The 25409-nt window shown below is 73.4% G+C and carries 21 protein-coding genes; 12 read left to right on the top strand and 9 right to left on the bottom strand.

The window, feature by feature from the left end; genetic code table 11:
* Positions 1-6: 6 nt before the first annotated feature.
* Positions 7-3366, bottom strand: coding sequence for a glycosyltransferase (locus ACTG9Q_RS22045; RefSeq protein ID WP_455574734.1), 3360 nt, complete (start codon positions 3364-3366; stop codon positions 7-9).
* 183 nt (positions 3367-3549) lie between these two features.
* A complete protein-coding gene (locus ACTG9Q_RS22040) occupies positions 3550-3861 on the bottom strand; it encodes a WhiB family transcriptional regulator (protein WP_455574733.1) in 312 nt (103 codons plus the stop codon).
* A gap of 229 nt (positions 3862-4090) precedes the next feature.
* Between ACTG9Q_RS22040 and ACTG9Q_RS22035 the strand changes: the two genes are divergently transcribed.
* From ACTG9Q_RS22035 to ACTG9Q_RS22010, 6 genes are all read left to right on the top strand, one after another.
* The gene (locus ACTG9Q_RS22035) at positions 4091-4840 is read left to right on the top strand and encodes a site-2 protease family protein (protein ID WP_455574732.1); all 750 of its coding nucleotides are present in this window, start codon (positions 4091-4093) and stop codon (positions 4838-4840) included.
* Positions 4841-4875: 35 nt separating this feature from the next.
* Positions 4876-5874, top strand: coding sequence for a 2-phospho-L-lactate transferase (gene cofD, locus ACTG9Q_RS22030; protein ID WP_455574731.1), 999 nt, complete (start codon positions 4876-4878; stop codon positions 5872-5874).
* Positions 5875-5923: 49 nt separating this feature from the next.
* The gene (locus ACTG9Q_RS22025; protein WP_455574730.1) at positions 5924-8542 is read left to right on the top strand and encodes an ATP-binding protein; all 2619 of its coding nucleotides are present in this window, start codon (positions 5924-5926) and stop codon (positions 8540-8542) included.
* An 85-nt stretch (positions 8543-8627) separates the two neighbouring features.
* Positions 8628-9959, top strand: a complete 1332-nt coding sequence (locus ACTG9Q_RS22020) for a coenzyme F420-0:L-glutamate ligase (protein ID WP_455574769.1) — start codon at positions 8628-8630, stop codon at positions 9957-9959.
* Complete coding sequence (locus ACTG9Q_RS22015; protein WP_455574729.1) at positions 9956-10492, top strand: NUDIX hydrolase; 537 nt, start codon at positions 9956-9958, stop codon at positions 10490-10492. The genes ACTG9Q_RS22020 and ACTG9Q_RS22015 overlap by 4 nt, the downstream gene beginning before the upstream one ends.
* Complete coding sequence (locus ACTG9Q_RS22010) at positions 10489-10845, top strand: GntR family transcriptional regulator (RefSeq protein WP_455574728.1); 357 nt, start codon at positions 10489-10491, stop codon at positions 10843-10845. Before ACTG9Q_RS22015 ends, ACTG9Q_RS22010 begins: the two co-directional genes overlap by 4 nt.
* A gap of 5 nt (positions 10846-10850) precedes the next feature.
* On the opposite strand, the gene ACTG9Q_RS22005 is transcribed toward ACTG9Q_RS22010, so the two are convergent.
* Positions 10851-11741 (bottom strand): DNA-3-methyladenine glycosylase family protein, encoded by an 891-nt coding sequence (locus ACTG9Q_RS22005; protein ID WP_455574768.1) that lies wholly within the window; start codon positions 11739-11741, stop codon positions 10851-10853.
* A 47-nt stretch (positions 11742-11788) separates the two neighbouring features.
* Here ACTG9Q_RS22005 and ACTG9Q_RS22000 point away from each other — a divergent pair, with 47 nt between their 5' ends.
* Complete coding sequence (locus ACTG9Q_RS22000) at positions 11789-12886, top strand: mannose-1-phosphate guanylyltransferase (protein WP_455574727.1); 1098 nt, start codon at positions 11789-11791, stop codon at positions 12884-12886.
* Positions 12887-12968: 82 nt separating this feature from the next.
* Positions 12969-13310 (top strand): hypothetical protein, encoded by a 342-nt coding sequence (locus tag ACTG9Q_RS21995; RefSeq protein WP_455574726.1) that lies wholly within the window; start codon positions 12969-12971, stop codon positions 13308-13310.
* Positions 13311-13368: 58 nt separating this feature from the next.
* Here the strand turns inward: ACTG9Q_RS21995 and ACTG9Q_RS21990 are convergent, their stop codons facing one another.
* From ACTG9Q_RS21990 to ACTG9Q_RS21980, 3 genes are all read right to left on the bottom strand, one after another.
* Positions 13369-14226, bottom strand: a complete 858-nt coding sequence (locus ACTG9Q_RS21990; protein WP_455574725.1) for a glycosyltransferase family 2 protein — start codon at positions 14224-14226, stop codon at positions 13369-13371.
* A 20-nt stretch (positions 14227-14246) separates the two neighbouring features.
* A complete protein-coding gene (locus ACTG9Q_RS21985; RefSeq protein WP_455574724.1) occupies positions 14247-15398 on the bottom strand; it encodes a glycosyltransferase family 4 protein in 1152 nt (383 codons plus the stop codon).
* A 263-nt stretch (positions 15399-15661) separates the two neighbouring features.
* Positions 15662-16735 (bottom strand): glycosyltransferase family 4 protein, encoded by a 1074-nt coding sequence (locus ACTG9Q_RS21980; protein ID WP_455574723.1) that lies wholly within the window; start codon positions 16733-16735, stop codon positions 15662-15664.
* Positions 16736-16758: 23 nt separating this feature from the next.
* On the opposite strand from ACTG9Q_RS21980, the gene ACTG9Q_RS21975 reads away from it, so the two are divergent.
* Positions 16759-17661, top strand: a complete 903-nt coding sequence (locus ACTG9Q_RS21975) for a glycosyltransferase family 2 protein (RefSeq protein WP_455574722.1) — start codon at positions 16759-16761, stop codon at positions 17659-17661.
* Positions 17662-17867: 206 nt separating this feature from the next.
* On the opposite strand, the gene ACTG9Q_RS21970 is transcribed toward ACTG9Q_RS21975, so the two are convergent.
* The 3 genes from ACTG9Q_RS21970 to ACTG9Q_RS21960 all read right to left on the bottom strand — a co-directional run bounded on the left by ACTG9Q_RS21970 (position 17868) and on the right by ACTG9Q_RS21960 (position 19707).
* The gene (locus ACTG9Q_RS21970) at positions 17868-18749 is read right to left on the bottom strand and encodes a WXG100 family type VII secretion target (RefSeq protein WP_455574721.1); all 882 of its coding nucleotides are present in this window, start codon (positions 18747-18749) and stop codon (positions 17868-17870) included.
* 1 nt (position 18750) lies between these two features.
* Positions 18751-19077 carry a type VII secretion target gene (locus tag ACTG9Q_RS21965; protein ID WP_455574720.1) on the bottom strand — a complete coding sequence of 109 codons (327 nt, stop codon included), beginning with the start codon at positions 19075-19077 and terminating at the stop codon, positions 18751-18753.
* A 174-nt stretch (positions 19078-19251) separates the two neighbouring features.
* Complete coding sequence (locus ACTG9Q_RS21960) at positions 19252-19707, bottom strand: YbaB/EbfC family nucleoid-associated protein (protein ID WP_455574719.1); 456 nt, start codon at positions 19705-19707, stop codon at positions 19252-19254.
* Between the two features lie 157 nt (positions 19708-19864).
* Between ACTG9Q_RS21960 and ACTG9Q_RS21955 the strand changes: the two genes are divergently transcribed.
* The 3 genes from ACTG9Q_RS21955 (at position 19865) to ACTG9Q_RS21945 (ending at position 25387) form a co-directional block, all read left to right on the top strand.
* Positions 19865-22363 (top strand): glycosyltransferase, encoded by a 2499-nt coding sequence (locus ACTG9Q_RS21955; RefSeq protein ID WP_455574718.1) that lies wholly within the window; start codon positions 19865-19867, stop codon positions 22361-22363.
* A gap of 215 nt (positions 22364-22578) precedes the next feature.
* A complete protein-coding gene (locus ACTG9Q_RS21950) occupies positions 22579-23655 on the top strand; it encodes a glycosyltransferase family 4 protein (protein ID WP_455574717.1) in 1077 nt (358 codons plus the stop codon).
* A gap of 64 nt (positions 23656-23719) precedes the next feature.
* Positions 23720-25387, top strand: a complete 1668-nt coding sequence (locus tag ACTG9Q_RS21945; RefSeq protein ID WP_455574716.1) for an HsdM family class I SAM-dependent methyltransferase — start codon at positions 23720-23722, stop codon at positions 25385-25387.
* The last annotated feature ends 22 nt before the right edge of the window (positions 25388-25409 follow it).

Raw genomic sequence — 25409 nt, 5'->3', positions numbered from 1 at the left:
GGTTCGTCATTCCGGTGGTGATTCCTCGCGGCGGCCCGGGATGGACGTCAGCACGGTGAACAGGACCATCGCGCCCTGGACCAGCAGCAGCACGCCGCGCAGGGCCGAGGAGTGCTCCACCCGGACCTCCGCCGAGCGGGTCGGCAGGGACACCGCGACCTGGTGGCCCCAGGCGCGCGCGATCGGGACCTGGCGGCCGTCGACCGTCGCCGTCCAGCCGGGTTCTTCTGTGACACCGACGACGAACAGCCTGCCCTGCGGCCCGTCGGAGACGCGGGCGGCGGCCTCGGGCGGGGCGGCTTCCTTGACGGCGACCACGCCATCGGAGCCCAGCGTGGTGGGCGGCACGCCGCCGGTGACCGCGGCGCGGGCCAGCTCCGGCGACAGCAGCACGGCCGGGCCCGCGGTCAGCTGCACCCGGAACACCGCCTCGCCCAGCGACGTCGGCGGCGCGGGCGCGGCCAGGACGCCTGCCGCGGTGGTGAAGGCCCCGGCGTCGGCGGACGGGAGGACGACGAACAGCACCCCGGACGCCGCCGCGCGGGCGAGCGCGGCCCGCACCCGGAGCCCGTCGCCGCTGCGCAGGTCCGCGCCGAGGGCGGCGAGGCGGGCCGGGGCGCCCAGGGTCGGGGCGAGGTCGTCGTCGCCGAAGGCGGGCAGGCGGGCGGCGCTCTGCCGGGGCGGGCCGTCGGCGGGGAGCACCAGCACCCAGCGGCGGGTGTCGGCGAGCTCGGCGCGCAGCGGCGCGGTGAGGCGGGACCCGCCGTCCTCGCGCAGCGGCCCGACCGGCCCCGCGACGACGACCCCGGCGGCCAGCGCGCCCAGCGCCGCCACCCCGACCACGAGCGCGGGCCGGGCCAGTGGCGCCCGCTCCCCCGTGCGGCACAGCCCGAGCAGCGCCCACACCAGGCCCCACCCGACGATCAGCAGCGGCGTGCCCGCCCAGCCGGGCTGCGCGGTCAGCCCGCCCAGCGGCGTCATCGGCACCATGCGCACGAGCGCCACGGCGAGCACGCCGACCGCGGCGAACCCCAGCCCGGGCAGCACCCCCCGGTGCGGGCGGAGCAGGAGCCCGGCCAGCACCGCGAGCACCAGCAGTCCCCCGACGTACGGCCACGCCCCGGGCCCGCCGGGGTGCAGGGTGGCCAGTTCGACCGCGGTCACCGCCTGCGGCGGCACCAGCGCGCCGAGCCCGTGCCCGACCACGCCCGGGTTCTGGATCACCACCGCGGGCCAGGGCAGCAGCAGCGCCAGCGGGATCAGCACGAGCATGAACAGCGCCGCGCCCCGGCGGCGCCCGTCCCCGGGCACCAGCACGAACCCGACCAGCGCGACCACGACGAGCACCAGGTGCGCCAGGGGGGCGAACGCGCCGATCACCGCCAGCCCGGACGCCGTGGCCGCCGCGGTCGACAGCCAGCGCCGCGAGGTGTCCGCGTGCGCCAGCAGGGCCACCACGCCGGCGGTGACCAGCGGCAGCAGGATGTGCACCACGACCGCGTCGAGCCTGCCCTGCGCCACCGCGGCGCTCGCGGGCGGCAGCAGGGCGTACCCGGCGGCCAGCAGCGCGCGCACCCAGCGGCGCACCGGGGCGCGGCCGGTGGCGAGGTAGGCGCTCAGCCCGGCCAACGGGAGGTCGGCGAGCAGCAGCAGGGCCACCGCGGCCTGCGCGCCGCCCAGCGGGGCGAGCACCGCGCCGAGGACGCCGATGACGGCGAGCGCGGCCGGGGCGGGCGCCGCGGTGCCGCCCGCGACCCCGTGCCAGCCGGACAGGTACTCCGCCCACACCGCGCCGAGGTCGCCGACCGGCAGCAGCCGCCCGCCCGCCAGGTCCAGGCCCGCGCGCCCGGCGTTGACCAGCGCGGCGAGCACGACGAGCCCGAGCACGAGCAGCAGCGGCGGGGACAGCAGCAGCTGGCGCACCACCCGGCCGCGGTCGACCGAGACGAACACCAGGTCCGGCACGGGCGTGCCGGAGCCGTCGCGGGGCACGGGGGACGGGCGGGGCCGCGGGCTCGGGCGCAGGCCCGGCCGGTCCAGGGCGAGTTCGACGGCGACGGCGCTGCTCGGCCGCCGCAGGCCCGCCCGGCGGGGCCTGCCGGTCACGCCCGCGGGCAGCGCCCGCGGGCCGGGGGACGGGCGGGGCGGGGAGTCGTCGCCGGGGGCGAGCCAGGTCGCTTCCGGGTCGTAGTCGCTGGGCAGGCGCCCGAGCGCGGCGTCGGCGGCGACCCGTCTGCGCACCAGGGTGGACACCAGGCCACGCGCGGCGTTGCGCACGCGGGTCAGCCTGCTGGTGAACAGCCCGCGCACCGGTCCGGGGCCACCGCTGACCCGGCGGTCCGACCTGGCCCGCCACAGCCCGGCGCGGCCACTGAGGACGTAGGCCAGGGCGGCGAGTTCGGCGCGGCTCTCCTCGATGCGCCGCTGCATGGCGAAGCCGAGGGCGCGCGTCAGCGTCAGCGCGGTGAGGCGGGGGATGCCGAGCAGGAAGGAGACCAGCCCGCAGTTGGCCAGGAAGGTGCGCAGGCCCATCGCCCGGTCGATCCCGCCGCCGATCGCGCCGCGCGCGAGGCCGGGCACCTCGACGTCCGCGCCGCGCAGGTCCGCCGACAGGGCTCGGGCGTGCCGGATGCGGGCGGAGGGGACACAGAGGACGACCCGGCCGGAGCGGTTGACCCGCCAGCCGAAGTCGATGTCCTCGCGCAGCAACGGGACGGCGCGGTCGAAGCCGCCCAGTTCCGCCCACACCGAGCGGCGGATGAGCGCCCCGGCCGAGGAGACCGCCAGCACCTCGGTGGTCTGCTCGCTGGTGGTTCCTCGGCCGTTCCCGACGCGCGTCCAGTCCAGTTCGGAGGGTCCGACGCCGGTCTGCCGGTGCCCGGAGGCGTCGGTGGACAGCCCGGCCTCGACGACCACGCGCGGGTCGTGCCAGTCCACGGCGAGCGGGCCGAGCACGGCCGCCGACGGGGCCAGGTCCGCGGCGGTGAGCAGGGTGGCCAGGCAGTCCGGTTCGGGGGCGGAGTCGTCATGCAGCAGCCAGATCCAGCCGCCCGGGTCGCCCCAGCGCTCGACGGCGTGGTCGACCGCGGCGTGCACGGCGTCGGTGTAGCCGGTGGCGCGGTCGAGGGTGATGACGCCGTCGAGCACCCGGTCGGGGCCGGTCGCGGCGGCGGCGAGCACGGCGGCGGTGGCGTCGGTGGAACCGGTGTCGACGGCGAGGACGTGCCGGGGGCGCGGGGTGCCGTGGCGCAGCGCCGAGAGCGCCAGGCGCAGCCATTCGGCGCCGTCGTGGCAGACGAGCACCGCGAGCACGGGCACCGTGCGGGGCGCGGGGGCGGTCGGGCGGGGCGGCACCGGGTCGTGCACACCTCCCCGCGCTGGCGTCCTCGCGTGACCGCACGGCCACTTGGCGTACAAGGTACGTCGAACGCGGGAACGGGCGTCTGCCGGGCGGTCCCACCATGGTTGGCGCAAACAGCTCTGGATTAACCAGGCGTTACACAGGTGAAATCCCTGTATGGGCAGATCAGTCACCCAGGGGCGGAATTCTCAGACCGCGCGCTTCTTGAGCTTCCGGCGTTCCCGTTCGGACAAACCGCCCCAAATGCCGAAGCGCTCGTCGTGCGCCAAGGCGTACTCCAGGCACTCGGCACGGACCTCGCAGCCAAGGCAGATTCGCTTGGCCTCGCGGGTCGAGCCGCCCTTCTCCGGGAAGAAGGCCTCCGGGTCGGTCTGCGCGCACAAGGCGCGCTCCTGCCACTCCTGTTCCTCGGCCTCGTCACCGAAGCCGGGGAAACCGGCCTCCTGGCGTTCCCACTCCGCCGGCTGCACGACGTTGCCCCTGTCTTCATTTCCCTGCATAGCGCCCGCCTCCTCCGCCTTCCGCACTCCCCGGCTGGCGGATGCCATAGGCCGTCCCCGTGGCGAATGACATCGATGTGATTACACCCGTGTCGCGGCGGCGGGTCAAGCGCAGCCCCCAGGTGGGTGATGATGTATGCGCCGCCTACACCCGTTCGAGTACCAGGCAAAACACTGTCAGATACCGGTCGGCGAGAAGTGAAACCTTGAAACTTGCCACACTGATGGGGTGCAGAGATCAGCTGTCCGGCCATCGCCGATCTTCATCGGCCTGCTCGCCCTCACCGTCGGCGGCGCGCTGCTCACCCTCCTGGAGGGGGAGACCGCGGTCAAGGCCGGGGTCGTCCTGCTCGTGCTCGGCGGCTGGACGGTGTCGCTGTGCCTGCACGAGTTCGGGCACGCGATCGTCGCCTTCCGCGGCGGCGACCGGGAGGTGTACTTCAAGGGCTACCTGACCCTGGACCCGCGCCGCTACTCCGACCCGGTGCTGAGCCTGGTGCTGCCGCTGATCCTGCTCGCCATCGGCGGCATCCCGCTGCCCGGCGGCGCCGTCTGGATCAACCACCACGCGCTGCGCTCCCGAGCGGTGGAGTCACGCGTGTCCCTCGCCGGGCCCGCCGCCAACCTCGTGCTCGCCGTCCTGCTGGCGCTGTCGGTGGCGCTGTTCGAGCCGCCCGTGGCCCTCGCCGCGGGCCTGTCGTTCCTCGCGCTGCTGCAGCTGGCCGCGTTCGTGCTGAACATGCTGCCCATCCCGGGCCTGGACGGCTGGGGCGCGCTGGAGCCGTACCTGTCCCCCAACGCGCGCCGGTTGGGCGCGAAGGCGCGGCCGTGGGCGCCGCTGGCGCTGTTCGCGGTGCTCATCGGCATCCCCGGCGCGGCGGCGGTGTTCTGGAGCGTCGTGGTGGGCCTGTACGAGGCCGTCGGCGGGAGCGGGTACCTCGCCGCGCTCGGCCAGGGGCTGTTCTTCTTCTGGCGCTGACCGGGGTTTCACGCCCTCGTGCAAGGATTCCCCGCGTGAAGGTAGTCGCGGTTGTCGGCGGGGTCGGCGGAGCCAAGTTCCTGCTCGGGGTCAAACACCTGCTGGGCCTGCCCGCGGTGGGCGAGCCCGCGGAGCCGTCGGGGCACGAGATCACCGCGGTCGTGAACACCGCGGACGACATGTGGCTGCACGGGCTGCGGATCTGCCCCGACCTCGACAGCTGCATGTACACCCTCGGCGGCGGCATCGACACCGAGCGCGGCTGGGGCCGCGCGGCCGAGACCTGGACCGTCCGCGACGAGCTGGTCGCCTACGGCGCCGAGGGCAGCTGGTTCGGCCTCGGCGACCGCGACATCGCCACCCACCTCGTCCGCACCCGGATGATGCGCGCCGGGTACGACCTGTCCGACATCACCACCGCCCTGTGCGACCGCTGGCGCCCCGGGGTCCGCCTGCTGCCGATGACCGACGACCGGGTGGAGACCCACGTGGTCATCGACGAGCCGGACACCGGCGAGCGCAAGGCGGTGCACTTCCAGGAGTGGTGGGTCCGCTACCGCGCCGAGCCGCGCGCGCAGTCCATCGTCCCGGTCGGCGCCGACGAGGCCACACCGGGCCCCGGCGTGGTGGAGGCGATCACCGAGGCCGACATCGTGCTGATCGCGCCGTCCAACCCGGTGGTGAGCATCGGCACAATCCTGGCCGTCCCCGGCGTCCGCACCGCGCTGCGCAAGACCGACGCCCCGGTGGTCGGCATCTCCCCCATCGTGCGCGACAAGGCGGTCCGCGGCATGGCCGAAGCCTGCCTCTCCGCGATCAACGTCCCCACCACCGCCCAAGCCGTGGGCCGCCACTACGGCTCCCGAGCCTGCTCAGACCAGGGCATCCTGGACGGCTGGCTGGTCCACACCGGCGACGCCGCCGACGTCCCCAACGTCGCGGTCCGCAAGGTCCCCCTCCTCATGTCCGATGTGGACGCCACAGCCGCGATCGCCAGGGCGGCCATGGAGTTGGGCGGGGTCGAGGTCGGCTGAGGCACGGATGGCAGAGTCCAGTCCAGACGACGCGGCCGAGACCGCCCGTGTGACGAACGACTTCTCCGGGGTGGCGGCGAACGTCGTCCAGGCGGGGTCGATCAGGACGCTCACCATCCAGGCCGCCCCGACCCTGCGCCCTCCCGGCCAGTTGCCCGCCGCGGTGGTGGGTTTCACCGACCGGGACGACTGCGTCGCGGAGCTCGACCGGCTGCTCGCCGCGATCACCGAGTCCTCGCCGTCGTCGGTCGTCGTGGCGGCCATCGGCGGGACAGCGGGCGTGGGCAAGACAGCCCTCGCGCTGCACTGGGCGCACCGGGTGCGCGGCGACTTCCCGGACGGCCAGCTGTACGCCGACCTCCAGGGCCACGGCCCGCACACCCCGGCCAACCCGAACTCCGTGCTGGGCGGATTCCTGACCGCACTCGGCATGCCGCCCGCGTCCCAACCTGACGAGGTGGACCCGAGGGCCGCGTGCTTCCGCGGCCTGATCGACGGGAAGCGCCTGCTGGTCGTGCTGGACAACGTGGGCTCGGTCGACCAGGTCCGGCCGCTGCTGCCGGGCTCCGCGTCCTGCTTCGTGATCGTCACCAGCCGCGACGCGCTGAACGGGTTGGTCGCCAGGGAAGGCGCCGCGCGGATCGGGGTGTCCCCGCTGCCCGCGGGCCACGCGGCAGAGCTGTTCAGCGCCATTGTCGGGCAGCGCGCGGCCGAGGACGCCGCGAGCGTCGCCGAGATCGTGGAGCTGTGCGAGCGGCTGCCGCTGACCATCCGGATCGCGGCCGAGTTGGCGAACTCGGAGTCGGGCACGCCCCTCGCCGACCTCGCCGACGAGTTGCGCGGTGAGCAGGACCGCTTGGACGCCTTCGAGGCGGGCGATGACATCCAGTCCTGCATCCGAGCTGTCTTCTCGTGGTCTTACCACCACCTGTCCACCGACGCGGCCCGGGCGTTCCGGTTGATCGGCCTGCACCCGGAGCGGGAGCTGGGCGCGGGCGCGGTCATCGCGCTGAGCGGGCTCAGCGGCGCTTCCGCCCGACGTGCTGTGCGCGAGCTGTGCCGTGCCCACCTGCTGGAGGAGCCCGTCGCGGGCAGGCACCGCATGCACGACCTGCTTCGCCTCTACGCCGCCGAACTCGCCATTGACGAGGAAACCCCAGAGTCGCGATCACACGCCCTGCACAGGCTCGTTGAGTACTACGCGGCCGAGGCCGGAAACAACGCGCACGCGTGGTTCGAGATCGAGCGGACCACCCTGTGCTCGGTCGTCGACCTCGCCGCCGACCAGTGGCCCGGGCCGACCATCCGGATCAGCAAGCCCTTCGGCAGGTTCCTGAGGTCGCGAAGTTATTTCAGCGACGCGATCCGCGTTCACGAACGGGGGAGATCGGCTGCCAAGGCCGTCGGCGACCTGGCCTGCGAAGCCGAGCAGCTGCGGGGTCTGGCCGCGGCGAGCAGGCACCTCGGCGACAGCCGGGCGGCGATCGAGCACTACCGGTCCGCGTTATCGATCCACCGCGCCCTGGGCGATCGCGGCGCCGAGGCCGACGCACTCGACCACTTGGGCATCTCCCACCGCAGGTTGGGCGAGTACGAAGTCGCGCTCGACTGCCACGAGCAGGCGATGGCGATGGGCGAGGCCCTCGGGGACCACGCCCAGGTCGGCCGGGCGCAGAACAACCTGGGGATCGTGCATCGGCGGCGGGGTGAGTACGCCAAGGCGCTCGACGCGCACCAGAAGGCGTTCGCCGCCGCCCTCGCCGCCGGGGACCGAACAGCGCAGACCCGAGCCCGCACCAGCAGCGGGATCGTGTGCCGGAGACTCGGCCTCCACGACCAAGCGCTCACCCACCACCAGCGCGCGCTTTCCCTCAACCGGGAGATGGGGAACAAGGCGGGGGAAGCCCGGGAGCTCATCCGGCTCGGGATGGTGCTGGAGCAGCTCCACCGGTGGCCAGAGGCCCATGAGCACTTCGGGAAGTCCGCTGAGCTGGCCAGGAGCGCGGGCAACCTGGCCGAGCTCGGCCGCGCTCTGACCTACCTCGGCGTCAGCCATCGGAAGTCGGGAAACCCCGACCGGGCACTGGAAGTCCTCCACGAGGCCCACGCCGCGCTCTCCCGCACGAGACACCGCGCCGACCTGGCCCACGCCGAAGGCGCGATCGGGATGGCGCACCTGGAGGCCGGCGAGCTGGATGCCGCGGCCGAATGGCTGGAGCGGTGTCGAGAAGGCCACCTGTCGTGCGGCAACGAAGTGGACGCGGCGAAGTGCGCCAACGACTTGGGAAAACTGCACGCCTCACGCGGGGACCTCACCGCGGCGCGAAACCTGCACAGCGCCGCGTTGGCGGTGGGTGAGCACCGCGGCAACCACGAACTGCGGCTGACGTCACTGCGCCTGCTCGCGGCAACAGCCAGGGCGGCGGGAAACCGTGGAGAGGCACTGTCGCGGTTGGAGGAGGCAATGGGCTGCGCGTTGGGCACGAACAGCCAAGCCTTGGCTTTCGAAGCGCATCGGGACCTGGCCGACTTCCACCAGGCGGAAGGCGCGGACCAGGCGGCGCGCGAGCACCTGCGGGCCGCCCTGGCCATCGCGGAGCGGGCAGCGCTGCCCGAGTCGGACGAGGTCAGGGCCGCTCTCGCCCGCATGGCCACGGGGCAGGCATGAGGGTTCGGGGGCCGCGGCCGATGCCCGCCGCGGGCTGCGATCATTCGTCCATGCGTCCACTCGCCAGTCAGATGCCATGTCCGAGCTGATCGATCACGCGGCAGCGGGCCCGGTCGAGATCATCCCGGTTCTCGGCCTGCCCGAGTTCCGCCCGGGAGACGACTTGGCGGGCGCGCTGGTCACCGCCGCGCCCTGGCTGCGCACGGGCGACGTCGTCGTGGTGACCAGCAAGGTCGTCTCGAAGGTGGAGGGCAGGCTGGTGCCCGCCCCCGAGGACGCGGACGCGCGGGACGCGCTCCGGCGCGAGCTGGTCCTGGCCGAGGCCACCGACATCCTCGCCCGCGTCCGCAGGACGTTGATCACCCGGAGCAGGCTGGGCATCGTCCAGGCCGCGGCGGGCGTCGACACGTCCAACATCGCGACGGACGAGATCGCGCTGCTGCCGCTGGACCCGGACGCCTCCGCGCGTTCCCTGCGCTCGGAGATCGCCGCCCGGCTGGGGGCATCCGTCGGGGTGGTGATCACCGACACCATGGGCCGGGCGTGGCGGGTCGGTGAGACCGACATGGCCATCGGCGCCGCGGGCATCCCGGTGACGCTCAGCTACGAGGGCATGGTCGACGGGCTGGGCAACCAGCTCGTCGTGACCCGGATCGCGCTCGCCGACGAGGTGGCCGCGGCGGCGGACCTGGTCAAGGGCAAGCTCGGCGGGATCGCCGCCGCGGTCGTCCGCGGCTTGGGGTGGCCGGAGAGCGACGCGACGGCCGCCGAGCTCGTCCGCCCGCTGCAGGAGGACCTGTTCCGGCTCGGCACGGACCTGGCCGTCGAGCAGGGGCGGCGGGAAGCGGTGCTGGTGCGTCGGTCGGTGCGTGACTTCTCCGGGGAGCCGGTGGATGCCGAGGTGCTCCGGCGGGCGGCCGCGGCCGCCCTGACCGCCCCCGCCCCGCACCACACGCGGCCGGTGCGGTTCGCGCACGTGCGGGCCAAGCGGGACGCGCTGCTGGAGGCGATGCGGGGGGCGTGGCGGGCCGACCTGGTTGCGGACGGTTGGGACGAGGCGCGGATCGACCGCCGGGTCGCGCGCGGGGACCTGCTGTACCGGGCGCCGGAGATCGTGGTGCCGTTCCTGGTGCGTGATGGCGCGCACGACTACCCGGACGAGCGTCGGTCCGCCGCGGAGCGCGCGATGTTCACCGTGGCGGGTGGGGCGGCGGTGCAGGGGCTGCTGGTCGCGCTGGCGGCCGAAGGGCTGGCGTCGTGCTGGGTGTCGTCGACGATGTTCTGCCCCGATGTGGTGCGAGGGGTGTTGGGCGTGCCGGAGTCGTGGGAGCCGTTGGGGGCGGTTGCCGTCGGGCACCCGCGTGAGCCGTTGGCGCCTCGGGAGCCGCGGGTGGGCGAGGGGTGGGTGGAGCTGTGAGCCTGCACGCCGATGTGGTGTCCGTCATGGAGTCGTGGTCGCCGGAGGACCGGGGGCAGGAGTCGCTGCGGCAGGCGTACCTGGGGTTCCTGGCCGCTCGGCCGGACGCCTGTGAGCGGGCGTGCGAGCCGGGGCACATCACCGCGTCGGCGCTGGTCTTCGACCACACCGGCACCCAGGTCCTGCTGACCCTGCACCCGCGGGTCGGCCGGTGGCTGCAGCTCGGCGGGCACTGCGAGCCGGTGGACACCACGCTCGTCGGGGCCGCGCTGCGGGAGGCCGAGGAGGAGTCCGGCATCAGCGGGCTGGTCGCCGACCCGGTCCCGCTGCACGTCGACGTGCACCCGATCACCTGCTCGCTGGGGCTGCCCACCCGCCACTTCGACGTCCGGTTCGTCGTGCACGCCCCGGTGGGGGCGGCGGCGGTGCGCAGCTCGGAGTCCGTCGACCTGCGCTGGTGGACCGTCGACGCGCTCCCCGACGACCCCGGTGGCGTCGCCGGGATCGGCCGGATGCTGGCGGCCCTGCGGTGATCCCCGTCGACCCGGACTCGCCGGTGCCCCCGTACGAGCAGGTGCGCACGGGACTGGCGCGGCGCATCACCGACCACACGCTGCCGGTCGGGACCAAGCTGCCCACCGTCCGCGCCCTGGCCGTCGAGCTGGGCCTGGCGGCGAACACCGTCGCCCGCTCCTACCGCGAGCTGGAGGAGGCGGGCCTGGTCGAGACCCGGGGCAGGCTCGGCACGTTCGTCGCCTCCGCGGGCGACCGCCCCCGCGAACTCGTCCAAGAGGCCGCCGACGCGTACGCGGTCCTCTGCCACCGCTACACCATCCCCGCGGACGAGGCCGTCGCCATCATCCGCGCCGCGCTCGCGAAGGGCTGAAACCCTTACATCACGCGGTAATCGCGCGGCGAGAACCGGGGCGCGTAGCGCGGTTTGCCGAGACCGGCCGCCTGGACGTAGCGGACGGCGCGGTGGCGCTGCGGGGCGTACGGGGAGAGCAGGTCGAGCATGCCCGCGTCGTCGACCTTGCGGCCGAGGAGGGCGTGGCCGACGATCCCGGCCAGGTGGTAGTCGCCGATGCTGACCGCGTCCGGGTCGCCCCACGCGCGCTGGGCGATCTCCGCCGCGGTCCAGACGCCGATGCCGGGCACCTTGCGCAGCCAGTCACGGCCCCGCGCCCCACCCAGTTCGGCGGCCAGCTCCAGCCGGCCCGCCACCTGCGCGGCGGCGAGGATCGTCCGCCTGCGAGCGCCGTCCACGCCGACCTGGTGCCACTCCCAGTCGGTGATCGCCAGGACGGCCGCGGGCGTCGGCGGCACGCGCATCCCCTCCGGGACCGGACCAGGGGCCGGGACGCCGAAGCGGCGGGCCAGTTCCCGCCACGAGCGGTGCGCCTCGGTGCCGGTGACCTTCTGCTCCAGGACCGCCGCCAGCAGGACGTCCCACACCCGGCCCGTGGACCCCAGGCGCATGCCGGGACGACGCCGCCGCGCCTCGGCGACCACCGGATGGTGCGCCACGAACCCGTCGTCGTCATCGTCGGCGCCCAGCAGCGCGGGCACGCCGGACAGCAACACCTCCGCGCCCGGCCCCCACGCCGCCGCGACCACCTCGCCCGACGACGCGCGCACCACCAGCGTTCCCGGTCCCAGCGCGGTGTTGCCCGCCAGCCAGGTGCCCGCCGAGTCCACCCGGAACGCCGGGTCGGCGGGGCCGCGCCGCAGGGGGCGCACCAGCGCCGAGACCTCAATCGCGCGCCCCGGCGTCCAGCGCAGCCCGGTCACCACGCGGACACTACCTGCCGGTTGGCTACAGTGATCCGGTGACCGACCTGCACGTCGTCGTGCCCGCTGGGGGCAGCGGCACCCGCCTGTGGCCGCTCTCCCGCGCCGGGGCCCCGAAGTTCCTGCACCCGCTGACCGGCACCGACCGGTCGCTGCTGCAGGCCACCTTCGACCGGCTCGTCCCGCTGGCCGCGCCCGAGCGGATGCTGGTCGTCACCGGCACCGCGCACGCCGCCGCCGTGGCCCGCCAGCTGCCCGCGGTGCCCGAGCGCAACATCCTCGTCGAGCCGCTCGCGCGCGACTCCTGCGCGGCGATCGCCCTGGCCGCCGCGGTGATCGAGAAGCGCGCGCCGGGCGGGGTGATGGCCTCCTTCGCCGCCGACCACCTCATCGCCGACACCGCCGAGTTCGCCGCCACCGTCGCCCGCGCGGTCGAGGGTGCGCGCGAGGGCAGGCTGATGACCATCGGCATCACCCCGACGCGCCCGGAGACCGGCTACGGCTACCTGCGCTGCGGTGAGCAGGCGCGGCGATCGGTGATCCAGCCGGTGCTGGAGTTCAAGGAGAAGCCCACCCTCGAGGTGGCCACCCGCTACGTCGAGTCGGGCAGCTACCTGTGGAACGCCAGCATGTTCCTCTGGCGCACCGACGTCTTCCTCGACCAGCTGCGCGCCCGCCGACCCGACGTGGCGGGCCCGATCGAGGAGATCGCCGCCGCCTGGGACACCGACGCCCAGTCCGCCGTGCTGGCCGACGTCTGGCCGACGGTGCCGAAGGTGGCCGTGGAGTACGCGGTGATGGAGCCCGCAGCCGCCGAGGGCCTGGTGTCCACCGTGCCCGGCGACTTCGGCTGGAGCGACATCGGCGACTTCGACAGCCTCGGCGACCTGCTCGGCGTCCCCCTCAACGGCGCCACCGTCGTCTCGCCGAACGGCCGGGCTCCGAAGGTCGTGGCCATCGACAGCCCCGGCACCGTGGTCGTCCCGTCCGAGCGCCTGATCGCGACGCTGGGCGTCGAGGGCGTGATCGTGGTCGACACCGCCGACGCGGTGCTGGTGTGCCGCCGCGACCGCGCCCAGGACATCAAGGCGCTGACCGAGCTCCTCCGCGACCGCGGAGACACCGATTTCCTCTGAATTCCGGGGCGGGGCCCCTGACGGGCCGCGGCGATCGGGCTACCCTGGCAGGACTCAGGCCGTGCGGCAGGAAGGGCGGCGTATGGACCCCCGCGAGCGAGCCGACGCCATCCTGGCCAGGGCCCGCGCCCGCGGCGCGTACGTCGTCACCCCCGACAGCGCCATCTCCCCCATGGACGCCTCCGCCACCATCCAGATCCCGCGGATGGTCGTGCGCAACGCCGACAACGATCCCGAGATCACCGCGGTGTTCCCGATCGCCGACGACCTGCCCGCGATCACCCAGGAAGCCGCGACGCAGTCCCTGGCGTCACCGCCGCGGCCCGCACCCGCGCCGGAGCAGATCGTGGGCATCCTGCCGACGACCACGCAGCCCGGCGCCGACCGCTCCCACCTCAGCCGCCGCCTGGACGGCGGCTTTTAGTGCCCCGACTCAGAACCTTCACCATGTCTCGACACGGCCAAGGTTCTGAGTCGGGGCACTAACGCGACTGGGCCTTCAGCCGCAGCGCCAGCCCCGCCCGCACCGCGCCCCGGACCGGGGCCCACAGCGGGCCCTGGTGGCGGTCGGCGATGAACCGGTAGGCGCTCTCGTGGTGGACCGCCAGCATCCTCGATGACACCTTCGCCGTGGACACGCCCTGGATGTGCATGACCTCGGCCGAGGGCACGTACACGTTCTGCCACCCCGCGCGCGCCAGCCGCTCGCCGAGGTCGACGTCCTCGAAGTACATGAAGTACCGCGAGTCGAACCCGTCGACGGAGTCCCACGCCGAGCGCCGCAGCAGCAGGCAGGAGCCCGACAGCCAGCCCGCGACCCGCTCCCGCACGTCGGCGGCTGACTGCTTGTACGCGCGCGTCCACGGGTTGGCGGGCCACACGCGCCCCAGCACCCCGTGCCCGATCCCCTTGCCCAGCGACGGGACCTCCCGGGCGGAGGGGTACACCGCGCCCGACGGCTCGGTGATCAGCGGCCCGAACGCCGCGCCGCGCGGCCAGCGCCGGGTCGCGTCGAGCAGGGTGTCCAGCGAGCCCGGCTGCCATTCGAGGTCGGGATTGCACACCACGACCCAGCCGTACTCCGCGGGCAGCGCCGCGACGCCGCGGTTGGCGCCGCCGCCGTAGCCCAGGTTGCCGCCGGTGCGCACCAGCTCGACGTTCGGCCAGGCGCGGGCAGCCGCCTCCGGGGCGCCGTCGGTGGAGCCGTTGTCGGCCAGCACGACGTGCACCGGGCGGGTGGTGGCCGCGCCGAGGGTTTCCAGGAAGCGGGTGAGTGTGCCGCCGGGTGAGTAGGTCACGGTGACCACCGCGAGCGCGTCCCCGTAGCTGGTCTCGGTCACAGCCGGACATCCTGCCAGGGTCAGCGGACGCGCCGGTGCGCGGCGTGGGCACGCGCGTAGACCTCGCGGTGCCGCTCGGCGCTGGCGCCCCAGCTGAACTCCTTGGCCCGCTCCTGCGCGGCCGCGGCGAGCACCGCCCTGCGCGTCGGGTCGTCGAGCAGGTCGGCGATCGCGGTGGCGATGTCGCCCGCGCCGACGCCGCAGTAGGCGACCGCGTCCCCGCCGACCTCGGGCAGCGACAGCCTGCGCGTGGTCAGCACGCACGCCCCGCACGCCATCGCCTCCAGCACCGGCAGCCCGAAGCCCTCCCCGAGCGACGGGTAGGCCACCATCGACGCGCCGCCGAGGAACCCCGCCAGCGAGTCGAAGGGCAGGTACCCGGCCCGGATGACGCGCAGCCGGTGCGGCACGGCGTCCAGCGCGCGCTCGATCTGGTGGTCCCAGCCGGGCTGGCCCGCCAGGACGAGCGCGGGCGGGTCGGTGCGGCCCCGGCAGGCCGCGGCGAACCCGCGGATCAGCGCGGGCACGTTCTTGCGCGGCTCCAGGGCGCCGAGGAACGCCACGTACTCCTGGTCGCCGAGCCCGATGGCCGCGCGGGCGGCGCGGACCTCCTCCGGCGTCGGCGGGTGGAAGCGGTCGCTGTCCACACCGTGCTGGATGATCTCCATGCGCCGCCGGTCGGCGCCCGCGACCCTGGCCAGCTCGTCGGCGGTGGCCACGCTGGGCACCACGCACCGGCTCGCCCGCAGCAGCGCCGCCTTGGTCCACGCCCGGAAGAAGCGCGCCTTGATGGAGTGGTGCAGCACCGGGTCGGTGAAGAAGGTCGCGTCGTGCAGGGTGACCACGGACGCGGCGGGCCCGGCCAGCGGCATGGTGTAGTGCGGGGAGTGCAGCACGTGCACACCGAGCCTGCGCACCAGCCGCGGCAAGGTGGTCTGCTCCCAGGTCAGCCGCGCGGTACGGGCCGTCACGGCCTCCGCGGCGGGCACGATCCGAGCGTGCGGCGCCAGCCCGCTGTAGAGCACCGCGTCCCGCGGCTGGCAGACGATGCTGAGCGCGGCCCCATCGGCATCCAGCGCCGCGGCCAGCGAGTCGACGTACCGCCCCACCCCACCCCGGTCAGCGGGCACGGCGGTCGCGTCGATGAGGACACGCGGATCAGCCGGGAACACGCGCGCAAGCGTACGGCGTGCCCCCCACCCAATCTCCCGAACGGGCGAATTGCACTCGACAGCACGCCCCCACCAGCACCAGAGCCACCAATCACCCCACCCCCGATGACCACGGCCAACACCTCAGGTCACCCCGCCAGACTTTGTGCAACCCACCCACTCCGCGGCTGCCCGATGAACCAAGCCACTCGCCCCTGTCCGCCCGCCATCCCAGCGCGGTGACCTCGACCGACACCGCTGACCATCACTGGACCCGCGGCAGGTCAGCCCTCTGCCAGGTGCCTGTGCAGCTCCCACACCCGCTCAGCCGCGCCCGCCCAGGTGAACCCGGCCGCCCGCGCCCGGGCCCTGGCCACCCGCTGCTGCCGGTCCGGTGCGTCCAGTGCCTCCCGCAGCGCGCGGGTGAGGTCTTGGGGGTCGTCGCGGCGGGCGGTGACGCCGGTGCCGCCCGCGACCTCGACCAGGGCGGGGGCGTCGGAGTGGACGACCGGGACCCCGGCGGCCATCGCCTCCAGCAGCGGCAGGCCGAAGCCCTCCGCCCGGCTGGGCACCGCCAGCACCGCCGCCCGGCGCAGGGCGACCGCCAGTTCCGCGTCGCTGAGGCGGCCCAGCACGTGCACCCGCGCGCCGCCGCGGGTCGCCAGGTCGCGCAGGTCGACCCCGCCCCACCCCGCGGGCCCGGCCACCACCAGCGGCAGCCCGACCGCGGGCATCGCGGCGACCAGCACGTCCAGGCCCTTGCGGGGCTCGACGGTGCCCACCGCCAGCACGTACTCCCCGGGCAGGCCCAGCCGCGCGGCGACGACGTCCCCGTCCGGGGGTTCGAGCAGCTCGGTCACCCCGTGCCCGATCACGTGCACCGGCGCGGGGCCGGGCGCGCACGCGGCCAGTTCCCGGGCGACGGCGGCGGTCGGCACGACGATCGCGTCCGCGAGGCGCACCGCCCGGTCGATCACCCGGCGGTGCCACGCCACGCCACGCGGCGTCAGCGTCGAGGGGTGGGTGTACGGCACGGTGTCGTGGATGGTCACCACCAGCGGCCGCCCGCCCGGCGCCAGCGGCGTCGGCGCGTGCACGCTGTCGCCGCCCGCGCGGGGCGGCAGACCCCGCTCCCACGCCAGTGCCAGCGCCCGCCGGGGCAGCCCGAGCGCCCGCGGTCCCCGCACCCCCGGGACCACCGCGCCGCCGAGATCCCCATGGCGCGCCGTGACCCCGGTGACGCTCCACCCGGCGGGCGCGCCCAACGCCAGCGCCGCGGCCAGCTCACGGGTGTAGCGGCCCGTGCCGCCCGGGACCGGCGCCAGCAACTGCTCGGTGAGCACGACAAGCTCGGGCACGCGCCCAGGGTACGGTCGTCGCCGTGGATGCCCGCACGACGGTCGTCGTGGTCACCTGGCGGGGCCGCGACCACATCGCCGCCTGCCTGGCCGCGCTCGCCGCCCAGACCCGTCCACATCGGACGGTCGTGGTGGACAACGCCTCCGACGACGGCACCGCCGCCATCCTCGCCACCCACGACGTCGAAGTCCGCCGCCTGAGCACCAACGTCGGCTACGCGGGCGCCCTGGCCGCCGTCGGCGACCCAGGCACCGAGTTCACCGCCTGGCTCAACGACGACGCCGCCCCGGACCCCGACTGGCTGGCCCACCTGGAGGACGCCCTGGACGCCGCCCCCGACGCGGCCGCCGCCGGCGCCCACCTGGTCCGCCCCGACGGCGCCACCCAGTCCCTCGGCGTCGCGCTGACCGCCGACGGCCACGGCGCCGACACCGACCGCGCCCCCGTCTTCGCCTTCTGCGGCGGCGCCGCCCTGGTGCGCACAGCCGCCGTCACCGCCGTGGGCGGCGTCCCCGCCGAGTACTTCTGCTACTACGAAGACACCGACACCTCGTGGCGACTGCGCCTGGCGGGCTGGCAGATCCTCACCGTCCCCCACGCCCGCGTGACCCACGCCCACGGCGCCACCACCGCGATCGGCTCCCCGCTCTTCCACCTGTGGAACGAGCGCAACCGCCTGCGCACCCTCTTCCGTTGCGCCCCCCGACCAGTCGCCTGGCGCCAGCTGGCCCGCTTCGCCGCCCTGACCGCCGTACTCCCCCTGCGCCGCCTGCTCCGCCGCCCAGTCCCCACCGCCCCCAACTTCCACACCGCCCTGCGCCTGCGCGTCCTCACCGAAGTCCTGACCAACCTCCCCCGCCCCCAAGCCGAGGCCACAGCCCGCTCCCGGGTCTGGCGGCAATGGGCAGGCCGAACCCCCACATAACCGCCGTGTCCCCCGCACCGCCTACTGCCTGGCCAGGACGCCCACAACACCCACGCGTCCTCACCGAAATCCCGCCAACCTCCTCATCAGGCCGCGCAGGTCCGTTCCCACCGAAGTCCTGGCCGCTCCTGGCTCGGTGCCCGTTCTGGTGGGACGGGCAGGCCGGGGCGGCGGTCGAACCTGCTCGCCCCGGCCTCTGCGATCGCCTACGTCTTGGCGAACTCCTGGTCGTCGTAGGTGGAGCCGGTCACCGCCGAGTTGCGGATGATCTTCTGGGTCTGGTTCAGGCTGGACAGTGGCAGGTCGCCGACGCGGTCGGAGACGCGCTTGATCGGCTCCATGGTCGTCTTGACCTTCTCCAGGACCGGCTTGACCTTCTTCACGATGTCGGCGAGCTTGCGCATCGTGGTGACGATCTTCCGCAGCCACTCCGAGACCCGGCTCGACCACTTCGCGACGAGGCGGATCACGTCGGCGACCAGGACCGGGGTGGCCAGGCCGACGGTGACGACCGCGGCGACGGCGGCCTTGGCCAGCCACTGGACGATGTCGGCCATCGCGTCGGCGATGAGGTCGCGCACGGTGGTGCGCACCACCGACACCGCGATGCCCGCCCCGGACACCGCCGCCGAGACCGCGTCGGCCGCCGCGCTCGCCGCGGCCATCAGCTTGGCCTCGCCGAGGGCGAGCAGGCGGTAGCTGTCGACCGCGGGCCCCTGCCACGGCGCGGTGTCCTCGTCGACCACGCGCTCCATGTCGGCGGCGGTGGTGCGCATGTGGTTGGCGACGTTCGCCCACGTCGTGGCGTTGGACTGCACGACGTCGGGGTTGCCCGCCAGGCTGTTGAGCATCTCCGGCAGCGGGTCGACGTGCTCGATCGCCCAGGCGAAGGCGCCCGAGAGCAGCGCGCCGAACGGGTCGGCGATGACGGCCAGGGCGTCCAGGCCCGCCGCGGTGCCCGCGATGCCCGCTTCCAGCCAGTCGCCGTTGTCGATGGCCTTCTTGGCGTCGACGGCGAAGTCGTAGACGACCATGCCGTCTTCCGGCGCGGTCAGCGGTGTGACCGGTGCCACGAGGTGGTTGCCCATGTCACTTCCCCAGCAGGTCGGAGATGGCGTCGAACATGTCCACGGCGAGCTGCTCGGCGTAGTCGTAGGACTCCGCCATGCCGCGAATGCCGCCCGCGGTGGCGCCCACGGCGAGCTGGGTGGAGCCGATGGCGGCCATGCCCGCCAACTCGATGGCCCCGATCAGCGGGGTCAGCACCGGGCTGCAGAGGATGCCGTAGGCGTCGGACCCGTTGAGCGAGACCTGGCTCGCGGCCTCCTGCGCGGTGCCCAGCTGCGAGCCGATCCCGTCGAGCCTGCCCGCGTGCAGGCGCATGGCGTCGGTGTCGATGGTGTAGCCACCTGACATGTCTTCCCCCTAGGTCGTGTTTCAGGTGTGGTGTGCGGGAGAGTCGTGATCAGTCCGCTCGCTGGCGGTGCGGACGGATCGTCCTCATACCGGTGTTGTATTCGGGCGTGTCCGGCCGTGCCGCCTGCGTGTGGACTGGCGCGGCTATGCCGTGCTCCACACCTGAAACACGGCCTAGCTCCGCAGCCAGCTGTCGGTCTGGCCGTAGTCGTCATCGTCGTCGCCACGCGGGCGGCGGGTCGGCGGCGCGGGCGGTGTGGGCTCCGCGGCGCCGAACCGGTCGGCGTAGCCGGACATGAGCATGTCCATGGTCGCGGAGTTCTCGCCCAGCAGCGGGGCCACGGTCTCGCGCACCCGCTCACCCACCCTGGCCTGCGCGGCGCGCAGCGTGGTCAGCACCGACGTCGCGACCGCGTCGGGCCCCTTGGCCAGGGCCGCGGTGGTCAGCTTCAGGTCGGCGACGTTGCCGGTGGCGTCGACGGTCACGCTGACCGAGGAGTCCGGACTGGACTCGGTGACCCGCAGGCCCTCGGTGGCGGCCTGCAGCTGGTCGGCCTGGCGCAGGTTGGCCTCGATCTGGGCCTGGAAGCCCGCGAGCATGCGGTCGGGGTCACTGTGCGGAGAACTCATCACACCTCCATGTACGCGGGATCGGACGCCCGTCCGATCCGTCTGGTTCCCGCCGACCCGGATGTGATCTCCACGCGCGGCGACCCGGTCGGCACTCCGTCACCGCCCGCGATAAGGCACGCTATGCCCAAGCGAGGCGAGCGTGAGGGAGGCAGGCGTGGCACAGGGGGTGCTGCCCGAACTGTCGGTCGTGGTGGTCAACTACCGGGGCGCCGACGACACCGTGGCCTGTCTGCGCGCGCTGCGCGCCGACCTGGACTACCCGGCGGAGCGGCTGCAGGTCATCTGCGTGGACAACGCCTCCGGCGGCGACGACGTCGAGCGGATCAGCGCGGTCGACGGGGTGCTGGTGATCCGCGCCGAGGCGAACCTCGGGTTCGCGGGCGGCTGCAACCTGGGCGCGCGGCACGCCACCGGGCGGGTGCTGGCCTTCCTCAACAACGACGCCCGGCCCGACCCGCGGTGGGCGCGCGCGGCGGTGCGGACGCTGGTCGAGCACCCGGACGTGGCGTGCGTGGCCAGCAAGGTCCTGGACTGGGACGGCGAGAACATCGACTTCGTCGACGGCGGCCTGACCTGGTTCGGCATGGGCTACAAGCGCCACGCGGGCCAGCCGGACGACGGCAGCCACGACGCCCCGCGCGACGTGCTGTTCGCCACCGGCTCGGCGATGTTCGTCCGCGCCGGGGTGTTCGCCGAGCTGGGCGGCTTCGACGAGCGCTTCTTCATGTTCTACGAGGACGTCGACTTCGGCTGGCGGCTGAACCTGCGCGGCTGGCGGGTGCGCTACACCCCGGAGTCCCTCGCCTACCACCGCCACCACGCCTCCATGTCCAAAGTGGACACAGAAGACGGCGCCCGCGAGCTGTACCTGTTGGAGCGCAACGCCCTCGCCGCGCTCTACAAGAACCTCTCCGACGCCACCCTGGCCAAGGCCCTGCCCGCCGCCCTGGCCCTGGCCATCCGCAGGGCCACCGCCCGCGGCGAGATCGACCCCACCCAGCTGGAGATCACCCGCCGCGACCGCGCCCCCGACACCTCGATCCCGGCCACGACCCTGGCGGGCGTGCTCGCCGTCGACCAGTTCGTGGAGCTGCTGCCGCAGCTCGGCGCCGCGCGGGAGGTCGAGCAGGCCGCCAGGGTGCGCTCCGACGCCGACCTGGTCCCGCTGATGCGCAAGGCGATGGAGCCCGCCTACCCGCTGCCGCGCTACCTCGCCGCCCACGACATCCTCGTCGAGGCGTTCGGCCTGGAGGCCGCCTTCGGCGGCAAGCGCCGCGTGCTGGTCATCACCGGCGACTCCATCGCCGAGCGGATGGCCGGGCCTGCGATCCGGGCCTGGAACATGGCCGACGTCCTGGCCGCCGAGCACGACGTGCGGCTGGTCACGGTCAACCCCGTGTGCACCCCGCCGGAGGCGGCGTTCCCGGTGCTGGGCGTGCGCCGCCGCGACCTGCCCGCCCAAGTCGCCTGGGCCGACGTGATCATCCTGCAGGGCCACGCCCTGGAGCTGGCCCCGGAGCTGAAGAAGGCCGACTCCACCAAGATCGTGGTCTGCGACGTCTACGACCCGATGCACCTGGAACTGCTGGAGCAGGGCAAGGACACCGTCGCCGAGCAGCGCGGGCTCGACCTCATCGGCGTGACGAAGGTGCTCAACGCCCAGCTGGAGCGCGGCGACTTCTTCATCTGCGCCTCCGAGCGGCAGCGGCACTTCTGGCTCGGGCACCTGCTCGCGCTGGGCAGGCTCACCCCGGACATCTACGACACCGACCCGACCCTGCGCTCCCTGCTCGACGTCGTGCCCTTCGGGCTGCCCGGCAAGCCGCCGCAGCAGTCCCGCTCGCCGATCAAGGGCGGCCTGACCGGCGGGTCGGACAAGGTCGTGCTGTGGGCGGGCGGGGTGTACTCCTGGTTCGACCCGCTGACCCTGGTCTCGGCGATGGGCGCGCTGAGCGCCCGCCGCCCCGACGCGCGGCTGGTCTTCCTCGGGATGAAGCACCCCAACCCGGAGGTGCCGGAGATGGACATCGGCGCCCGGGTGCGCGCGCTGTCCTCGCGGCTGGGGCTGACCGACCGGCACGTGTTCTTCAACGAGACCTGGGTGCCCTACGAGCAGCGCCAGGACTGGCTGCTCGACGCCGACTGCGGGGTCACCACGCACTTCGAGCACGTGGAGACCACCTTCGCCTTCCGCACCCGGGTGCTGGACTACCTGTGGGCGGGGCTGCCGATCGTCACCACCGACGGCGACTCCTTCGCCGAGCTGGTCCGCCGCGAGCGCCTGGGCGTCGTCGTCCCCGCCGAGGACCCCGCCGCCCTGGCCGACGCGCTGGAGCGGGTCCTCTACGACGCCGACTTCGCCCAGTCCTGCCGCGACCGGATCGCCACCGTCCGCGACAGTTTCACCTGGGAGAACGTCCTGGCCCCGCTGACCGCCTTCTGCCGCGACCCGCGCCCGGCCCCCGACCGCCTCCCCGGCGCGTCACCGCTGGTGCTGCGCCCCGCGCTGAGCGTGCCCGGCCGCGTGCGGCGCGACCTCGGCCTGGTCCGGGAGTACCTGGACGCGGGCGGCGCGTCCGAGCTGGCCCGCCGCGCCGCGGGCCGCGTCCGCCGAGTCGCCCGCGAACGCCTCGCAGGCCGCGCCGATGGCTGAGCGCGGCGCACCCCTCGCGCCAACGGCCCAGCCCGCCACCCCGGCGCCCCACCGGCCCGCACCGGCCGTCACGCCGATGGTCGAGCGCGCCACCTCACCCGGCCAATCCGCGACGACCGTCGCGCCGGTGGCCCACCGACCCGCGCAGGCAGGCGTGCCCGCGGCCGAGCGCGGCGTACCGGCACCAGTGGTATCGACCTGGAGAGGCGGCGGCGATGGCTGATCTGCGCGTGCTCATCGACGGCACGCCCCTGCTCGGTGAGCGCACCGGGGTCGGCCGCTACACCTCCGCGCTCGCCGAGGAGCTGGCCGCGACGGCGGGGGTGTCGATGCGGGCGGTCGCGTTCACCCTGCGCGGCTGGCGCGGGCTGCGCCGGGTGCTGCCGCACGGCTCGCAGGCGCGCGGGATACCGGTGCCCGCGCGGCTGCTGCGCAAGGCGTGGCTGCGGGCCCCGTTCCCCCCGGTGGAGCTGTTCGCGGGGTTCGCCGACGTCGTGCACGGCACCAACTTCGTGCTCCCGGCCGCCGCCCGCGCCCGCGGCGTCCTGACCATCCACGACCTCGCGTTCCTGGAGTTCCCCGGCGACCTGCCCCCCGGCGACGCCACCCTGCCCGAGCTGGTCCGCGTCTCCGCGCGCCGGGCCAGGATGGTCTGCACGCCGACGCAGGCGGTGGCCGACCAGGTCACCGAGCGGCTCGGGGTGCCGTCGGAGCGCGTCGCGGTCACCCCGCTGGGCGTCGACCTGGCCTGGTTCACCGCCCGCCCGCCCGGCGACGCCCTGGCCGAGCGGCTGTCCCTGCCCGGGGAGTACCTGCTGTTCGTCGGCGGCGCCGGGCCCCGCAAGGCCCTGCACTGGCTGCTCGACGCGCACGCCGCCACCCCGTCGCTGCCCCCGCTGCTCCTGGCGGGCCCGGGGCACCGGGTCGCCTCCGCGCGCGTGCGCTCGACCGGCTACCTGCCCGAAGTGGACCTGCGCTCGGTGGTCGCGGGCGCCTCGGCGCTGGTCCTGCCCTCCCGCGACGAGGGCTTCGGCCTGCCCGTGCTGGAGGCGATGGCCTGCGACGTCCCGGTGGTGTGCACCGACGTACCCGCCCTGCGCGAGGTGTCGGGCGACCACGCGACCCTGGTGCCGTACGAGGACACCGCCGCCCTCGCCGCCGCCCTGACCGCCGCCCTGGAGAACCCGCCGTCCCCGGCCACGCTGGCGAAACGCCGCACCCACGCCGCCAGCCACACCTGGCGCCGCTGCGCCGAACTCACCGTCGCCGCCTACCGCCAAGCGCTCACCTAGGGCAAACCGGTCGACACGCCACACCACCGCGACGCGGGCATATTGAGGTCGTAAGGTTCCGCAAGTGCCTGCACTCGAGTTCAAAGCCGGGAATCAGACCTCGCACGGTCAAGTGTTCACACGTCGCTGGGTCGTCGAACTGATCTTGGATCTGGTCGGCTACACGAGCGACCGCGACCTGTCCTCGATGCGCCTGGTCGAACCCTCATGCGGGTCCGGCGGTTTCCTCACAGTAGCCGTCGAACGCCTGATCCAGAGCTGGAACGGCGAAGTGCCGAGCACATCCCTGCTGCGGTCGACCATCAGGGCGTTCGACCTGATGCCAGAGAACGTTGCGCGCGCGCGCAAGTCCGTGGAGAGGTTGCTCATCGAGTCCGGCTTGCTCGCGAAGGACGCACAAGACCTCACAGAACAATGGATATATCAAAGCGATTATCTATTGTCCGGCGACCCGTCGCTATTCAACGAAGATCCTGAGCAGGTAGCCGATTTCGTTGTGGGAAATCCCCCCTATATACGTCTTGAAGACATACCCGAGGCGAGGACAAAGAGCTACCGCGCTCGCTGGCCCACCATGTCAGGGCGTGCGGACATTTACGTCGGTTTCTACGAGCGCGCCCTTCGCTCCCTGGCTCCTGACGGTCGGCTCGGATTCATCTGCGCCGACCGGTGGATGCGAAATCAGTACGGCGCGGCGCTTCGGGAACTGGTCGCTCGGGAGTTCAGCGTTGACGCTGTGTGGACGATGCACGATGTGGACGCCTTCGAATCGACCGTGTCGGCCTATCCTGCCATCACGATTTTGAGCGCGCGCGCACAGGGGCCCGTCTTGGTGGCAGAAACTGACGCCGAATTTGACCAAGAATCGGCTGGACAACTGAAGCGTTGGACAGCAACAGAGGAGATGTCCACGCGCGGGGACGGCTTTCACGCTCATCGTCTTCCACACTGGTTCCCTGGAACCGAGATGTGGCCGTCCGGAACCCCTGAAAGAATCGCCCTTATCGAATACTTGAACGACAACTTCGATCCGCTTGAGGATACGCGCCACGGCACACGGGTCGGCATCGGTGTGGCCACTGGAGCGGATCGAATATTCCTGACACATGACGACCAAGCCGTCGAGGAGGACCGCCTTCTTCCCATATCAATGGCGTCGGACACGCGATCGGGAACCTTCCAATGGGGCGGGCGGTATCTGGTCAACCCGTGGAGTGATGAAGGCTCCCTGGTCGACCTGCGCGAGTACCCACGCTTGCGCGCGTACTTCGCCAGGCATCGGAGCGATCTCGACAAGCGGCACACCGCACAGCAAAACCCGACGCGATGGTACAAAACAATTGATAAGGTCAACAACTCGCTGATCAGTCGATCCAAACTCCTGATCCAGGACATGCGGACGAGTATCAACCCTGTACTCGAGAAGGGCGGCCACTATCCTCACCACAACCTTTACTACGTGGTGTCAAATAAATGGGACATGGAAGTCCTCGGCGGACTGCTCCTGTCCCGGATAGCACAGGCATTCATCGAAGCATACAGCGTGCGAATGCGCGGCAACACGCTGCGATTCCAGTCGCAGTATCTCCGGAAAATTCGTGTCCCCGCACCGGACTCGATAAGTCCGGAAGTCGAGGACAGGCTCCGGCATGCGTTCATAGAACGTGACGTCGCTGCCGCCACCGCCGCCGCACGTGAAGCATACAAGATCGACACCGACGTCCGGCTCTAACGGGAATTCCAGCACTGGTACT

The sequence above is a fragment of the Actinokineospora lacus genome, assembly GCF_053813445.1.
This window is presented reverse-complemented; position numbering and strand designations above follow the sequence as displayed.

What these genes read in the sequence shown, in the direction of transcription:
- ACTG9Q_RS22040 (WP_455574733.1), bottom strand. Translation starts at nt 3,861, where the DNA reads ATGCAGGGAAATGAAGACAGGGGCAACGTCGTGCAGCCGGCGGAGTGG.
- ACTG9Q_RS21950 (WP_455574717.1), top strand. Translation starts at nt 22,579, where the DNA reads ATGGCTGATCTGCGCGTGCTCATCGACGGCACGCCCCTGCTCGGTGAG.
- ACTG9Q_RS21995 (WP_455574726.1), top strand. Translation starts at nt 12,969, where the DNA reads ATGGACCCCCGCGAGCGAGCCGACGCCATCCTGGCCAGGGCCCGCGCC.
- ACTG9Q_RS21965 (WP_455574720.1), bottom strand. Translation starts at nt 19,077, where the DNA reads ATGTCAGGTGGCTACACCATCGACACCGACGCCATGCGCCTGCACGCG.
- ACTG9Q_RS21960 (WP_455574719.1), bottom strand. Translation starts at nt 19,707, where the DNA reads ATGAGTTCTCCGCACAGTGACCCCGACCGCATGCTCGCGGGCTTCCAG.
- ACTG9Q_RS21970 (WP_455574721.1), bottom strand. Translation starts at nt 18,749, where the DNA reads ATGGGCAACCACCTCGTGGCACCGGTCACACCGCTGACCGCGCCGGAA.